Consider the following 15,738-nt stretch of genomic DNA (forward strand, 5'->3'; position numbering starts at 1 on the left):
CTCGAGCGCGTCGAAGGCGAGACAGGGGGCTTGACCTCTGAGCTGGTTCCGCCGTAGGTCTCCGGCCTGGTCCGATCGCGATTGTCGCAGGCGCACCTCTCCCGCGAAACCCCCTCCCCGGAACCCGGCTCGAGGCGTTAGGTGGACCGTTCATTCCCCACGAGACAGAGGACGACACGATGTTCTTCCACAAGCAGGAGCTGCAGTTCTCCGCGACCCCCGACGCCCCCGATGCGGTGTACGCCAGAAAGCTGCAGGAGGTCCTCGGCGGTCAGTACGGCGAGATAACTGTGGCGATGCAATATCAATTCCAGGCCTGGAACATGCACATCCCGGGCAAATACCGTGACCTGGTGTTCGGCATCGGCGCCGAGGAGATGGGCCACGTCGAGATGCTCGCGGTGATGATCGCGCAGCTGCTCGAGAAGTCGCCGCTCGGCATCACGGAGGACGCGGTGCAGGACGATCCGACGGTCGCCGCGATCGTCGGCGGCACTGATGTGCAGCACGCGATCGTGGCGGGTGCCGGAGCCCGGCCGGTCGACAGCAACGGCAATCCCTGGTCGGGCGCGTACGTCACCGCGAGCGGCAATCTGCTGGCCGATTTCACCTCGAATGCCAATGCCGAGATGCAGGGCCGTCTGCAGGTCGCGCGGCTGTACCACACGACCGATGACCACGGAGTGCGCGACATGCTCGCCTTCCTGCTCGCCCGCGACACGATGCACCAGAACCAGTGGGAGGCCGCGGTCGCAGAGCTCAAGGCCGAGGGCGCCGAGGAGCTGCCGGTGCCGAGCAACTTCCCGCAGTCGAAGGAGCACACCGAGGTGTCGTATCAGTACCTGAACTTCAGCGACGGCTCGGCAGCGTCCGAAGGCAGCTGGGCATCGGGCCCCGCTCCCGACGGCAAGGGCGAGTTCAGCTACCACGAAGGGCCGACGACCAGCGCGCCGATGCCCCCGCACACGCGTCCTGATGCCAGGCTGTACGGCACGACCGACATACCGAACATCGTCGAGAAGGTCGCCGGGGCGGCCCAGGACGCGACCCATATGGAGTGATCGAGAAGAGTGCGAATGAGAAGACCGATCCGCCTGCGAGGCGCAGGCATCGGAACGGCGGCGCGCGGCGCGGTCAGCCGCGCCCGCCTGCTCTTCGCGGCGAAGACCGCCCTCGCGGTCGGCATCGCATGGACCATCGCGCCGCACATGCCCGGCGTCGCGGACGAGTACCCCTACTACGCACCGTTCGGCGCGCTGATCAGCATGTACCCGACGCTGATGTCGTCGGCGAAGACCGGCCTGCAGACGCTCCTCGGCCTGGGGGCGGGCATCGCACTGGCCACGCTGGTGCTGATGACCGTCGGGCCGAGCGTGTGGTCGATCGCCGCGGTGGTGGGCGTAGGCGTGATCGTGTCGGGCACGGGCTGGTTCGGCGCCGGACGGGAGTACATCCCGATGGCGGCGCTGTTCGTGCTGATCATCGGCGGAGCGGATGCCGAGGACTACTCCTTCGGCTACGTCACCCAGACCGCCGTGGGCGTGGTCGTCGGGCTTCTGGTGAACGCGATCATCCCGCCGGCGCCACTGGTCTCGGACGCAGCCGCCCGCATCGATGCCTTCCAGCAGCGGCTGGCGGCCCATCTCGACGATATCGCCGCCGCGCTGACCGAGACGTGGCCTCCGGAGCGCGCGGGATGGATGGAGGATGCCGGAGCGCTGGCGGAGACCAGCCGCTCGTTGCGCGATGCGCTGGCCGAGGCCGACGAGAGCCGGCGCGGCAACCCGCGCGCGTGGCACGGTCGGGCGGACACGAGCGACGAGCACGCCCGACTGGAGGTGCTCGTCGAGGTGGCGCATCAGATCCGCGATGTCTCGGGCTGTCTCAGCGACACGATCCGCGACCGCCCTTCGGCGTTCCCCCTCGATCCCGAACTGGTCGATCCCCTCGCCGCCGCCTGTCAGGCGGTCGCCGAACTTCTCGGCGGTGCGCAGGAGGACGTCGCGCAGCTGCACGCCAGGGCATCGGAAGAGGTCGATGCCCTGCTGCGCGCCGTGCACACGCGGTCGGTCGAAACGGATGCCGTTGCGGGCCCCGGCGTGCTCAGCGCGATGCATCTGCAGCGCATCCTCGGCATGCTCGAGCCGGAGCCGGAGCCGGAGCCGGAATCGGAGCCGGAGCCCGACCGCGAGAACGACGACAGCCAGACCTCCTAGTGGCGGGAGCCGCTCTGTTACCCCGAACTCCGCCATGTGACAACCCCGTAGCGTCGCAGCCGTCACCGCCGTAGGTTCGCCTCGACAGCAATGACCTCGAGGCGCTTCGCCGGAAGGCAGTCGAGACAGGAGTCCTCATGTCTGCCGCAACCAGATCCACCGGACGGGCGATCCCTCAGCCCGCCGAGCCCACCACGCCGTCGCAAGCCGCCGAGCCGGCGGCAGCGACCGAGCCGGCGGTGGCCGCCGAGACGCCGGCTCCGTCCGAGCCCGCGTACGAGCTCGTCGACATCGATCGCTACGAGGTTTTCGACGATGGCCCCGTCGGCTACGTCGAGGTGATTCCGCCCCTGTTCATCTGCTATTCGGGTCACCCCTACCCGAAGGCGATCGAAGTGGCGCAGGTCTTCGACTTCGAGCAGGCTGTGCGCCGCGTGCGCGAAGCCGCACTGCACTCCCGCGGCTCGCACGACCACGGGCGCTCGGCGGCATGACCGTCGACGTGTGGCCGGGGTCCGCCCATCCTCTCGGCGCGACCTTCGACGGTCAGGGCACGAACTTCGCGCTGTTCAGCGAGCGCGCCGAGCGGGTCGAGCTGTGCCTGTTCGACGATGACGGCGAAGAGACGCGTGTCGACCTCGTCGAGGTGGACGCGTACGTGTGGCACGGGTACCTGCCCTCGGTGCAGCCCGGTCAGCTGTACGGCTACCGCGTGCACGGGCCGTACGACCCGGCGAACGGCAAGCGGTTCAACCCCAGCAAACTGCTGCTCGACCCGTACGCGAAGGCCGTCGCCGGTCAGGTCGAGTGGGGTCAGGCGCCGTTCTCCTACGACTTCGGCGACCCGGACTCGCACAACGAAGACGACTCGGCGGCCAGCACGCCGAAGAGCGTCGTGATCAATCCGTTCTTCGAATGGGGCGGCGACCGCCTGCCGAAGACCCCTTACGCGCAGACGGTCATCTACGAGGCGCATGTCAAGGGGCTCAGCATCCGCCACCCCGACGTGCCGGAAGAGCTGCGCGGCACCTACGCCGGCGTCGCCCACCCGGCCATCATCGACCACCTCACGCGCCTCGGCGTGACCGCGATCGAGCTCATGCCGGTGCATCAGTTCGTGAACGACAGCACCCTGCAGGACAAGGGGCTGTCGAACTACTGGGGCTACAACACCCTGTCGTTCTTCGCACCGCAGAACACCTACTCGTCGAGCGGCGAGCACGGCCAGCAGGTGCAGGAGTTCAAGGCGATGGTGCGCGCGCTGCACGCCGCGGGCATCGAGGTCATCCTCGATGTGGTCTACAACCACACCGCCGAGGGCAATCACCTCGGGCCCACCCTGTCGATGCGCGGCATCGACAACGAGGCCTACTACCGTCTGGAAGAGGATCGCCGGTACTACACCGATTACACGGGCACGGGCAACAGCCTCAACGTCGGCAACCCGCACGCGCTGCAGCTGATCATGGACTCGCTGCGGTACTGGGTCACCGAGATGCACGTCGACGGGTTCCGGTTCGATCTCGCCTCGACCCTCGCGAGGGAGTTCTACGACGTCGACCGTCTGGCGACCTTCTTCGAGCTGGTGCAGCAGGACCCGGTGGTGTCGCAGGTCAAGCTGATCGCCGAGCCGTGGGACATCGGCCCCGGGGGCTACCAGGTGGGCAACTTCCCGCCGCAGTGGTCGGAGTGGAACGGCAAGTACCGTGACACGGTCCGCGACTTCTGGCGCGGCGAGCCGCAGGCGCTGGGCGAGTTCGCCTCGCGCCTGACCGGATCCGCCGACCTCTACGAGCACTCGGGGCGCCGACCCGTGGCATCCGTCAACTTCATCACCGCCCACGACGGCTTCACGCTGCGCGATCTGGTCAGCTACGCCGAGAAGCACAACGAGGCCAACGGCGAAGACAACAACGACGGCGAATCGCACAACCGCTCCGACAACCTGGGCGTGGAGGGGCACACCGACGATCCCGACGTGAACCGCCGCCGCGCGATGCGTCAGCGCAACATGCTGGCGACGCTGCTGCTGTCTCAGGGCGTGCCGATGATTTCCCACGGCGACGAACTGGGTCGCACTCAGGACGGCAACAACAACGGCTACGCGCAGGACAACGAGATCACGTGGATCGATTGGGAGGCAGCCGATCTGCCGCTCATCGAGTTCACCGCGGCGCTCACCCGGCTGCGCGCTCTGCACCCGACGTTCCGGCGCAGCCGGTTCTTCGACGGCAAGCCGGTGCGCACCGAAGAGGGCTCGCCGGTGCCCGACATTGAGTGGCTGCGCCCGGACGGGCGCACGATGCAGCCGGAGGACTGGGAGTCGGGCTTCGGGCTGTCGATCGGCATGTTCCTCAACGGCCGCGGCATCCGCGAGAAGGACCGACAGGGCCGGCCCGTGGACGACGTGAACTTCCTGGTGTACTTCAACAGCGGCGACGAGCCGGTCGACGTCGTGCTTCCGGATGCCAGGCACGGCGCCATCTGGGAAGCCGCGGTCGACACGTCGGGCAGGCTCATCCACGCCGATCCGCTGGGCGCCGCGGCGAACGTGCAGCTCGAGGCCGGATCGATGCTCGTGCTGCGAGAGGTCGACGGCGACGACGAGCCGACCGACGACTCCGTCGAGGCGTCGCTGCGGATGCACATCGAGAACGCCGCTACCCGTTCCCCGGCCCCGAAGCCCGAGGTGTGAGATGACCAGTCGCCCCGATTCCACCTACCGGCTGCAGATCACCTCGCGCTTCCCGCTCGAGGAGGCTGCGAAGCTGACCGGCTACCTGCACCGGCTGGGTGCGGACTGGGCATACCTGTCTCCGCTGCTGGCGGCGACCGACGGGTCCGACCACGGCTACGACGTGGTGGACCACTCGCGCATCGACGAATCGCGAGGCGGTGCGGCAGGGCTCGCCGCCTTCTCGGCGGCGGCGAGGGCGGACGGGCTCGGCATCCTGGTCGACATCGTGCCGAACCACGTCGGGGTGGCCGCACCGCGGCAGAACCCGTGGTGGTGGGACGTGCTGCGCCTCGGACGCGGCTCGGCGCACGCGATCGCGTTCGACATCGACTGGGAGCGCGGGCGCGAGAAGGTGCGTCTGCCGATCCTCGGCGGGACACCGGCCGAGGTTCTGGAGCGGGGCGAGATCGTGGTCGACACGACTGCGGTCGCGGATGCCCCCGACGGCACGCTCACCTACTTCGAGCACGTCCTCCCGCTGGCGCCGGGCACGGCAGGGCTGCGCGACGACCTCAGGGCGCTGCTCGACGCGCAGCACTACGAGCTGCGGCACTGGCAGGACCAGAACGATGAGCTGAACTACCGGCGGTTCTTCGCCGTCTCGGAGCTCGCGGCTCTGCGCGTCGAACTCCCCGACGTCTTCGCCCGGTCGCACGAGGAGATCGTGCGCTGGATCCGCGAGGGTCTCGCCGACGGCATCCGGGTCGATCATCCCGACGGTCTCGACGACCCGGAGGGGTACCTCGAGCGGCTCGCGGATGCCACCGGCGGCGCGTACACGCTGATCGAGAAGATCCTCGAGCACGGCGAGGAGCTGCCGCCGTGGTGGCGCACCGACGGCACCACCGGGTACGACGCCCTCGGCGAGATCGACCGGGTGCTGATCGACCCGGCCGGAGTCGACGAGCTCACCGCTCTCGATGCCAGGCTGCGGGCAGAGAGCGGTCTTCCCGACGCGCAGGACTGGCACGATCTCATCCACGACACCAAGCGGGCGATGGCCGACGGGCTGCTGCAGTCCGAGGTGCGCCGGCTGGTGCACGACCTGCCCTTCGGCATCGTGCGGGCGGGGGATGCCCTCGCCGAGCTGCTCGCCTGCTTCCCCGTCTACCGCTCCTACCTGCCGGCCGGATGCGAGCACCTCCGGCATGCGGTGGAGGAGGCCACCCGTCGCCGCCCCGACCTGGCATCCGCGATAGCCGAGCTCGAGCCGCTTCTCGCCGACCCGGGTCTGCCCGTCGCCCGGCGCTTCCAGCAGACGTCGGGCGCGATCATGGCGAAGGGCGTGGAGGACACCGCGTTCTACCGGTACACCCGACTAGGCACGCTGACCGAGGTCGGCGGCGACCCGTCGGTCGCATCGCTCAGCATCCCGCAGTTCCACACCGCCCAGCAGCGTCGCCTCGCCGCCTGGCCGTGCTCGATGACGACCCTGTCGACGCACGACACGAAGCGATCGGAAGACGTGCGCGCCCGCCTCGCCGTGCTAGCCGAGATGCCCGAGCGCTGGGGCGAGGTGCTCGACGAGCTGCGCGGCATCGCGTCGACGGGGCACGGCCCGCTCGACAGCATGCTGTGGCAGGCGGCCGTGGGCGCCTGGCCGATCTCGTCGGAGCGGCTGCTCGCGTACGCCCAGAAGGCAGCGCGAGAGGCGTCGGAGTCGACGACGTGGCAGCATCCGGATGCCGACTTCGAGAAGGGCCTCGAGGCGATCGCCGATGCCGCAGGCGGCGCCGCGAAGCCCACGCTCGAGAAGTTCGTGGCCGAGATCATCGACTACGGGCGGTCGAACTCGCTGTCGGCGAAGGCGCTGCAGCTCACCGGTCCCGGTGTGCCGGACGTGTACCAGGGCACCGAGCTGTGGGATCTGTCGCTCGTCGACCCCGACAACCGTCGTCCGGTGGACTTCGCCGAGCGCGAGCGCTTGCTGGCGGAGCTCGACGCCGCCGTCGCCGGGGGCGACCTTCCGGCGATCGACGACTCGGGGGCGGCGAAGCTGCTGCTGACCTCGCGCGCGCTGCGGCTGCGGCGCGATCACCCCGAGCTGTTCACCGCGTACCGCCCCGAGACGGTAGCCGGCGCTGCCGCCGCGCACGCCGTCGCGGTCGACCGGGGCGGACTGACCGTGGTCGCGACGCGTCTGCCCGTCGGGCTGGAGCGTCGCGGCGGGTGGGGCGAGACGACGCTGATGCGGTCGGAGATGCCGTCGGTCGACGTGCTGACGGGGCGGCGCTTCGGCGGCGGTCCCGTGCGCCTGGCCGAGCTGCTCGAGCACTATCCGGTCGCGCTGCTGCGGGAGGTGCGGTGATGACATCCGGTGCGCAGATCCAGGTGTGGGCACCGCGCGCGAGGCGCGTGCGGCTGCGGCGGGTCGGCGACGACGGCTCGACGCTCGACGAGCGGGAGATGACGGCGGGAGTCGGCGGCTGGTGGGGCATCGACGGCGAGCTCGCCGACGGCGAGCGCTACGGCTTCGTGATCGACGACGGCGATCAGCTGCGGCCGGATCCGCGCTCGCGACGTCAGCCCGACGGCGTGCACGCCGCGTCGGCGGTGTTCGATGAGACGGCCTTCACCTGGACCGACCGGGCGTGGACGGGTCGCCAGCTCGCCGGCGGTCTCATCTACGAGCTGCACGTGGGCACCTTCACCCCGGCAGGCACGTTCGACGCGGCGATCGAACGGCTCGACCACCTCGTCGACCTCGGCGTCACGCACGTCGAGCTGCTGCCGGTGAACGCGTTCAACGGACAGTGGAACTGGGGATACGACGGCGTGCTCTGGTACGCGGTGCACGAGGGGTACGGTGGCCCGCGCGGGTATCAGCGCTTCGTCGACGCGGCGCATGCGCGCGGTCTCGCCGTGATCCAGGACGTCGTCTACAACCACCTCGGACCGAGCGGCAACTATCTGCCCGAGTTCGGGCCCTACCTGCGCGAGGGCAGCCGCAACACCTGGGGCGATTCGATCGACCTCGACCAGACCGCCGTGCGCGAGTACATCATCGAGAACGCGCTGATGTGGCTGCGCGACCGGCACGTCGACGGCCTGCGGCTGGATGCCGTTCACGCGCTGCACGATGACAGCCGGGTGCACATCCTGAAGGAGCTGGCCGAGCGCGTCGACGCGCTGTCGGCTCATGAGGGCAGGCCGCTCACCCTCATCGCCGAGTCGGACCTGAACGATCCGACGCTGATCCTGCCGCGCGAGGCCGGCGGGTACGGGCTCACCGCGCAGTGGTCGGATGACTGGCACCACGCGGTGCACGTCGCGCTCACCGGCGAGACGTCGGGCTACTACGCCGACTTCGCCGCGCCGGATGCCATCGAGAAGGTCACCGACGGCGGCTTCTTCCACGACGGCACGTTCTCGTCGTTCCGCGACCGGGTGCACGGTTCACCCATCCCCCACGAGATGGCCGCCTGGCGGCTGGTCACCTTCGCGCAGGATCACGACCAGATCGGCAACCGCGCCACCGGCGACCGGCTCAGCCAGACCCTGTCCGACGACCGCCTCGCCGTGGCCGCCGTGCTGACGCTCACCGCGCCCGGCACGCCGATGCTGTTCATGGGTGAGGAATGGGGGGCATCCACGCCGTGGCAGTTCTTCACCTCGCATCCCGAGCCCGAGCTCGGCCGCGCGACGGCCGAGGGGCGCATCGCCGAGTTCGCCCGGATGGGGTGGGATGCCGCGGTGGTCCCCGATCCGCAGGATCCGGAGACCTTCGAGCGATCCCACCTCGACTGGGATGAGCTCGCGATCGCCCACCATGGGCGTCTGCTCGATCTCTACCGTCGGCTCGCGGCGCTGCGACGGGAGCTCCCGGAGCTGACCGAGCCCGGCATCCGGGAGCCGTCGGTGCATCTCGTCGTGCCGAGCGACGAGCCGCAGCGGCGTGCTTTCCGCATCGACCGCGGCGGGCTGAGCATCCTGATCAATCTGACCTCCGACGATGTCGCGTTCGACGTCGCGGGCGAGGTCCTGCTCGCGACGCGAGAGACCGCATCGACCGCAGAGCGCACGACTCTGCTCGCGGAGTCGGCGGCGATCATCCAGCGTTGAGCGCACCTTCGCTGGGCGACCGGTACCCAGGTACCGGTCGAGCAGAAAGGGTGCACTCACGTCCGATGTGAGGGAGGGAGCGCCATTCGTACTGTCGATGACATGCGAAAGGCAAACCAGTGATCTCCGCCGAAGCGCTCGTCAAGCGCTACGGCTCCAGAACCGCCGTCGATAGCATCGACTTCACCGTCGAACCCGGTCAGGTGACCGGATTCCTCGGCCCGAACGGGGCCGGCAAGTCGACCACGATGCGAATGATCGTCGGCCTCGATCGTGCGACCTCGGGGTCGGTGCGCGTGAACGGTCGCTCCTACGCCCGTCACCCGGCACCGCTGCACGAGGTGGGCGTGCTGCTCGACGCGAAGGCGGCGAACCGTGGCCGAACGGCCTACCAGCACCTGCGCGGCATCGCGGCGACGCACGGCATCGGCGCCTCACGGGTGCGCGAGATGCTCGAGCTCGCCGGCCTGGAGTCCGTCGCCGGCAAGCGGGTGGGCGGGTTCTCGCTCGGCATGGGCCAGCGGCTCGGCATCGCTGCGGCGCTGCTCGGCGACCCCGGCACCGTCATCCTCGACGAGCCGGTCAACGGTCTCGACCCTGAAGGCGTGCGGTGGGTGCGCACCCTGATGCGCACGCTCGCGGCAGAGGGCCGCACGGTGCTGCTGTCGTCGCACCTGATGAGCGAGATGTCGCAGACGGCTGATCGGCTGATCGTGATCGGCCGCGGTCGCATCCTCGCGGACGGCACCCTCGACGACGTCATCGGCTCGGCCGGCTCGCTGGAAGACGCCTATCTCGCCCTCACCGCCGGCGACGTGGAGTACCGCTCCGCCCCGCCATCGACCTCGACCTCGACCTCGACCTCGACCGAAGGAGTCGTCCGATGACCGCCATCGATCACAAGCGCACGACCTTCATTCTCTCCCGCGCCGGACTGAGCTTCTCGGGTGTGCTCCGCTCGGAGTGCATCAAGCTCGTGAGCCTGCGCTCGAACCGAGCGATGCTCGCGTCGATCGCCGTGCTCGGCGTGGGAGTCAGCCTGGCGCTCGCTGTGACGATGGCAGATGCGGGCGTTCCCGATCAGCCCTCGACGGGCTTCATGCTCGACCAGGTCACGGTCGGCACCGTGCTGTTCGGTCATGTCATCGCCGTGGTGCTCGGGGTGCTGACGATCAGCGGCGAGTACGCGAGCGGGTCGATCCAGTCGACCATGACCGCCGTCCCCACTCGCACCCCGGTTCTGCTGGCGAAGGCGTGCGTGGTGTTCACGGCGGCGACAGGGGCGGGCATGCTCACCACAGTCGGGTCGTGGGCGTCGAGCTATCCGCTCTTCGACGCACTCGGGCTCGCCGTGCCGCTCACCGCCCCCGGCGTGCTACCGGCGCTCATCGGCGCCTCGGTCTACCTCGGCCTGTCGGCTATCCTCGGGGTGGGTATCGGCGCTCTGCTGCGTGCGGTGGCGCCGAGCATCGCCGGCGCGATCAGCCTGACTCTGCTCGTGCCGATCGTGCTGTCGGCGCTGCCGGCGTCGCAGACGGTGCGCAACGTGCAGCTGCTGACGATGTCGAAGGCGGGCGATGCCATGAGCAATGCCCCGGAGAGCCTGGGAGGGTTCGTGAACCTCGTCGACGGATACATCAGCTGGGGCGCCGGCTGGACGATCGCCGCCGCGTGGGCGCTCACGTTCCTGCTCCTCGGTCTTCTGCGCCTACGGCGGGGGGACGTCTGAACAGCGCACCGGCCGCCCCGCGCGGCGCCTCCTCCGAGGCGCCGCGCGGGTTGCGCCGTCTGTGGATGGCGGATGCCGTGCTGCTGGGCGTGTACGTCATGGTGGCCGCCGCGATGGCGGTGCTCTCGCTGGAGCCGCCGTACGTCACGCCGCTGGGGGCGCTCATCGCACTCACCCTCGGCGGGATAGTGGTGGTGGTCGTGCGCCACCGGCATCCTCGTGCGGCGTTCGCCGGTGCGCTCGCGCTGGCGCTGGTATCGGCCGCGATCGGCTCAGGGGCCGAGGGGATGCTTCCCATCGGCGCGATGTACCTGGTGGGGCTGCGCGCCCGAGCGAGCGTCGCCTGGTCGGCGCTGGCGGCCGCGCTCGCGTGCGCGGCCGCAGCTGCACTCGCGCTCACTCAGCGCGGCACCCGACTGCCGCACATCCTCGGGCTGCAGCCGCCGGTCGAGGCGCGCGACTCGCTGCTGGACTGGCTGAACTTCTTCAGCCTGATCGCCGCGCTTCTGCTGATCGCGACCCTGCTCGGCATCAACGCCGGACACCGTCGACGTCAGTTGCGCGAACTGCAGCATCGTGCCGAGCAGCTCGCCCGAGAGCGCGATCAGCAGGCCGAGACGGCGCGTGCCCGCGAGCGGGAGCGCATCGCCAGGGAGATGCACGACGTTATCGCCCACAGCCTGACCGTGATGATCGCCGTGTCCGACGGCGCGCGGCTGGCGGCCGACGAGAACCCGCAACAGGCGAAGGACGCCATCGCCCGCGTCGCGGAGACCGGGCGCCGAACCCTCGGCGAGGTGCGGCGGCTGCTCGGCACGGTGCGCGCCGGAGACGACGTGGCCGTGGGCGAAGCGGATACGCAGCTGCAGCACGCACCGCAGCCCGACGCGGGCAGGCTGCCGGCTCTCGTGCAGGAGTTCGCCGACGCGGGCCTGCCGGTGCGGTTGACCATCACGGGGCGGCCACCCGCCGATGCCGCGCTGGGCCTGACGGTGTACCGGATCGTGCAGGAGTCGCTCACCAACTCCCTCCGCCACGCGACCGACCTCCAGTCGGTCGAAGTGCACGTCGAATGGCTCGATGGTGACGTCGCAATCGTCGTGCAGGACACCTCGGCATCCCGGCCCGCCCTGCCGGCGAATGGCGACTCCGTCGGCCGAGGGCTGCTCGGCATGCAGGAGAGAGTGGCGCTGTACAACGGCACGCTCGAGGCGGGTCCGCAGCGCCTCGGGTGGCGGGTCGCCGCCCGACTGCATTGGGACGCGAGCGAAGGGAACCAGAGTTGAGCGACGACATCCGCGTGCTGCTCGTCGACGACCAGGAGCTCGTGCGATACGGCTTCCGGCTCATGCTCGACGCGACGCCGGGCATCGTCGTCGTCGGTGAAGCCGACGACGGGGAACGTGCGGTCGGGGCGACCGAGCGGCTGCAGCCGGACGTGATCCTGATGGACGTGCGGATGCCGGGGATGAACGGCATCGAGGCGACCAGGCGTGTTCTCGCCCGACGTCCGGCCACGCGCGTTCTCGTGCTCACGACCTACGATCTCGACGACTACGCCTTCGGCGCGCTGCGCGCTGGCGCCGCCGGCTTCCTGCTGAAGGACACCCGCCCCGAGCAGCTCGTGGCCGCGATCGAGGCCGTGCACGCCGGCGACGCCGTGGTCTCGCCGCGGATCACCGCGCACCTGATCGCCACCGCGGCGCCGCACCTGGGTGGCCGGCAGAGCAGCGACGCCGAACAGGCGCTGGCAGATCTCACCGCCAGGGAGCGGGAGATCTTCGTGCTGATCGGCCAGGGTCTCACGAACGGGGAGATCGGCGCGACGCTTCACCTGAGCGACTCGACCGTGAAGGCGCATGTCGGACGGGTGCTGGCGAAGCTCGAGCTGCGCAACCGGGTGGATGCGGTGATCCGAGCGTACGAGCTGGGTGTGGTCGGGCACTGAGGTGCGCACCGACCGCACGGCGGTCACTTTCCCAAGACACCCACCGCAGCGTCAGCCGATGTCCTTCTTCAGCTTCGAGACCGTGTCCCCGTAGTTCATGCGGATGACGGGAAGCTGGAGCTTGTTCGTCCCCACCTGCACGTACCCGTGCTCGATCGTGCGCGCGAGTAGGTATCCGGCTTGCGTGGCGCCCTGCTCGGCTGTCGGGCTGTGGTGACCATAAGGGTAGGCGACGACCTCTCTGCTGCCGAGGATGCGAGCTGATTCCTCCAGGTCGGCCGCGACCTCATCGGCTGACAGGTTCACCATCCGCCCTCGGCCATCATCTCCCGCTCGATGCATGTCGTTCGTGTGCGACCGCTGCAGGACGAACGGTGACGGCGCGGGGTCTTGGCGGGCAGATGTGATGACGAACGACGTCGTGAGGAGCTGCCGCTCGGTCACGACGGGCACGGCGAGTTCGAGCCACGTCGGATCGGCGTCATCGTCCGTGATGATGAGCGAATGCCGCGGCAGGAACAGCCTGCCGTCGATGAACGCATCCAGCTCGTCCCACGTGGGCAGGTAGAACTCCTGCGCTGCCACGTAGTCCATCTGCGCCTTGAAGTCTTCGACATACACGAAGTTGCCGCGCAGCCATCCGGACTCGCCTTGTGGCTTGGTGGTGAACTGGTGGTACATCAGGATCGGGATCTTTGCGGCGGTCGCAAGATTCTGCTCAGGCGTGGTCCACGCTGCGTACAGAGCGCTCTCGTGGTTGACGCAGACGGCAGGCCGCGATCCGTTGACCCGGTCGGTCTGCGCCTGAGCCTGCGCCGTCTCGAGCGTCGGATACCAGCCGGCGAACACCGCCCCGGCACGCTCAGGGATCGGCAGCCCGGAGTACAACATCCCCTCCGTCTGCAGCATCGGCGCCAGCTCGACACCCTCGCCGAAAAACGTCACAGCGCAGGCGGTTGCCGGGTCAGCGGCGTCTTCCAGCAGCTGCTGGGCCGGCGTCAGCGGGCTGGGACTCGGGGTCGGAGCGACGCTGATGGTTGGATCGATTTCTGCGGGCGGCTCCTGCGCCTCGCCGGCAAGCGCGCGCACGAACGGGACCGCGATGATGGCGACGAGCGCGATCGCGAGAATCGCGACGAGGCCGATCAGCAGACGACGGACGGCTTTCGACGACGTTCGAGATCCTCGACCGTTCGATGGTGCTGCGCTCACGGTTCCCGAGTGTAGCGACGGACTCGCACGCCGCTGAGATCCCGCCGCACACGGCCGGTCCTTAGGGCCTTCCCTCTTGGGATCCCCGTCGTTCAGATCGTCGGTGTCCGATCTCACGAAAGGTGTCGGGCCGTGAGACACGACTACCGCGCAATCTCGCGGGAACCTTGAACGGGCCCAAGCTCGATCTGTCTCAAGAGACCTGTCGGAAGTCGGCACCGTCTGGGCTGCTAGTACAGTCTGACCCGTGCATCGTCGCGTTCGGGATCGTGTTCGCGACATCGACAACTCGGAGGACAGAACTCGTGACAAGCAATGTTCTCGTGGAAGGTGATCCCAGGATCGGATGGATGGTTGACGGCGATCCAACTACCCCAGAGATCGCGGTCATGCTGGAACGCACCGAGGATGCGATTCAGCTCACGGTCCCTACGAAAGGCATGTTCGGGCATGACGACCCCTACAGCCGCTGGTTCTCCTCTGGCATCCAATTTGGAGACGATCCTGATCGAACCCGTTTCCGCTACACCCCACCGTCGAATCTACTGTTCAACGACCACCGCGGCCACGTCAGCCTCATCGGCTGCCGGCAGACTGCAGCCTCATTTGGTTCCAACGGAGCTGGCTTCGGACGAGTGGTCGCCGAGTATGCGGTCCTCGGAGGCCGTAGTTGGGCGAACTTCGAAAAGGTCAACGGCGTCCGAACGGAGATTCCCGGGCTCGCCGAGTGGACGGGGATAAGCAGCCGCACGACCGAAGTGAAGAACGACAAGGCAAATCGCACGCTCGAATACACGATCACCATGCGCTCCCCCGCGGCGCAGCCTCTGGCGCGGAACAAGAATCTGACCCTTCAGCCGTCCTGGCGTTCTAGCATCCCGGCGCCGGGAACGATCGCAACCCACGATGTCATCCAAATCTCTACGACTTCCAAGAAGCATGAGGCTTGGGATGGCCTCCTCGCCCCGCACCGCGCTGTTCAGGACCTCCTCTCAATATCGGCCTGGAAGCCGTTCGGCTTCTCTCGCATCGAAGTTGGAGTTGTTGAGCAGTCGAATCGGCATGAGACACCCGCGGACGGCGAGAGCAAGATGATGGTGTGGTCAGAAGTCGTAACCCGCCGCCTCCGCCTCGCCGATACTGCTCCCACGGGCGTGCATTTTCTGTTTACGTTCGCGGACATCGGTGCACCTGGCGTGCAGCGCTGGGTTCGACTGAGGTCTAAGTACGAACGCGCACTTCTGCCCCTCATCGGGATCGTTGATGAACGCGGGCTGTTCGTCGAAACGCGCGTCGCGCAGACTGGTATCGCTATCGAAGCGCTTGGCTTCCAGCTTGCAAGCGACGGAGCAAACGGTGCCACACTGAATACACGCGGGCAGATCACATACAACGATGCGATGGAGGCGATCCTCGCAGACATGCCTGTGGTGCCTGTTCCAGACGTCGAGGCCTGGAAGGATCGATCTCGGCTGTCATACATGGGAGTGAAACATGCAGACAATCCGACGCCCGACATTGTGACCCTAGCCAACGCCTATCGCGAAAATGCTCTAGTCCTCCGCTACTGGGTCGCGGGGCGTCTCGGGTGCGCGAAGGACCTTCTGAGACGGCGGCTTGACGAGGACCCGCTCAGCCGTAGCTTCGGCGCTGCTTGAGCATCGGGTTTCGCCCGCGGTAGCGTGCGGACTTGGTTCTCGCACATTCTCGGCAAATCAAGCTTCGATCGCCGAGTCCGACTCAGCCGTCCAGCTGTATCACTGGCTCGGACGGGGACGAGCCACCGGGCATTCTGAGCTGGGTTCGAGGTGGTGGGCCGCCCGAAGACAGCCCA

At 68.5% G+C, this 15,738-nt stretch carries 12 protein-coding genes; 11 read left to right on the top strand and 1 reads right to left on the bottom strand.

All coding sequences use genetic code 11. The features are described from left to right. The first annotated feature begins 179 nt into the window (after window positions 1-179). The 10 genes from PGB26_RS01720 to PGB26_RS01765 all read left to right on the top strand — a co-directional run bounded on the left by PGB26_RS01720 (window position 180) and on the right by PGB26_RS01765 (window position 12,692). Window positions 180-1,061 carry a manganese catalase family protein gene (locus tag PGB26_RS01720; RefSeq protein ID WP_271638580.1) on the top strand — a complete coding sequence of 294 codons (882 nt, stop codon included), beginning with the start codon at window positions 180-182 and terminating at the stop codon, window positions 1,059-1,061. 15 nt (window positions 1,062-1,076) lie between these two features. After that, window positions 1,077-2,216, top strand: a complete 1,140-nt coding sequence (locus PGB26_RS01725) for an FUSC family protein (RefSeq protein WP_271638581.1) — start codon at window positions 1,077-1,079, stop codon at window positions 2,214-2,216. 137 nt (window positions 2,217-2,353) lie between these two features. Beyond that, window positions 2,354-2,710 carry a hypothetical protein gene (locus PGB26_RS01730; protein ID WP_271638582.1) on the top strand — a complete coding sequence of 119 codons (357 nt, stop codon included), beginning with the start codon at window positions 2,354-2,356 and terminating at the stop codon, window positions 2,708-2,710. Beyond that, a complete protein-coding gene (glgX, locus tag PGB26_RS01735; RefSeq protein WP_271638583.1) occupies window positions 2,707-4,911 on the top strand; it encodes a glycogen debranching protein GlgX in 2,205 nt (734 codons plus the stop codon). Before PGB26_RS01730 ends, glgX begins: the two co-directional genes overlap by 4 nt. Before the next feature lies 1 nt (window position 4,912). After that, a complete protein-coding gene (treY, locus tag PGB26_RS01740) occupies window positions 4,913-7,261 on the top strand; it encodes a malto-oligosyltrehalose synthase (protein ID WP_271638584.1) in 2,349 nt (782 codons plus the stop codon). Next, on the top strand, window positions 7,261-9,015 hold the full coding sequence (treZ, locus tag PGB26_RS01745) for a malto-oligosyltrehalose trehalohydrolase (protein ID WP_271638585.1): 1,755 nt from the start codon (window positions 7,261-7,263) through the stop codon (window positions 9,013-9,015). The genes treY and treZ overlap by 1 nt, the downstream gene beginning before the upstream one ends. A 119-nt stretch (window positions 9,016-9,134) precedes the next feature. Further along, entirely contained in the window at window positions 9,135-9,902 is a 768-nt protein-coding gene (locus PGB26_RS01750; RefSeq protein ID WP_271638586.1) for an ABC transporter ATP-binding protein, read from the top strand. Then, the gene (locus tag PGB26_RS01755; RefSeq protein WP_271638587.1) at window positions 9,899-10,744 is read left to right on the top strand and encodes an ABC transporter permease; all 846 of its coding nucleotides are present in this window, start codon (window positions 9,899-9,901) and stop codon (window positions 10,742-10,744) included. The genes PGB26_RS01750 and PGB26_RS01755 overlap by 4 nt, the downstream gene beginning before the upstream one ends. Window positions 10,745-10,794: 50 nt before the next feature. Continuing rightward, entirely contained in the window at window positions 10,795-12,030 is a 1,236-nt protein-coding gene (locus PGB26_RS01760) for a sensor histidine kinase (protein ID WP_271638588.1), read from the top strand. After that, entirely contained in the window at window positions 12,027-12,692 is a 666-nt protein-coding gene (locus tag PGB26_RS01765) for a response regulator (RefSeq protein WP_271638589.1), read from the top strand. The genes PGB26_RS01760 and PGB26_RS01765 overlap by 4 nt, the downstream gene beginning before the upstream one ends. Window positions 12,693-12,743: 51 nt before the next feature. Here the strand turns inward: PGB26_RS01765 and PGB26_RS01770 are convergent, their stop codons facing one another. Further along, window positions 12,744-13,904 carry a xylanase gene (locus PGB26_RS01770; protein ID WP_271638590.1) on the bottom strand — a complete coding sequence of 387 codons (1,161 nt, stop codon included), beginning with the start codon at window positions 13,902-13,904 and terminating at the stop codon, window positions 12,744-12,746. Window positions 13,905-14,254: 350 nt separating this feature from the next. Here PGB26_RS01770 and PGB26_RS01775 point away from each other — a divergent pair, with 350 nt between their 5' ends. After that, window positions 14,255-15,562: a hypothetical protein gene (locus PGB26_RS01775; protein WP_271638591.1), complete on the top strand. Its 1,308-nt coding sequence runs from the start codon at window positions 14,255-14,257 to the stop codon at window positions 15,560-15,562. The last annotated feature ends 176 nt before the right edge of the window (window positions 15,563-15,738 follow it).

Origin of the sequence: Microbacterium sp. nov. GSS16 (genome assembly GCF_028198145.1) — a bacterium.
GTDB lineage: Bacteria > Actinomycetota > Actinomycetes > Actinomycetales > Microbacteriaceae > Microbacterium.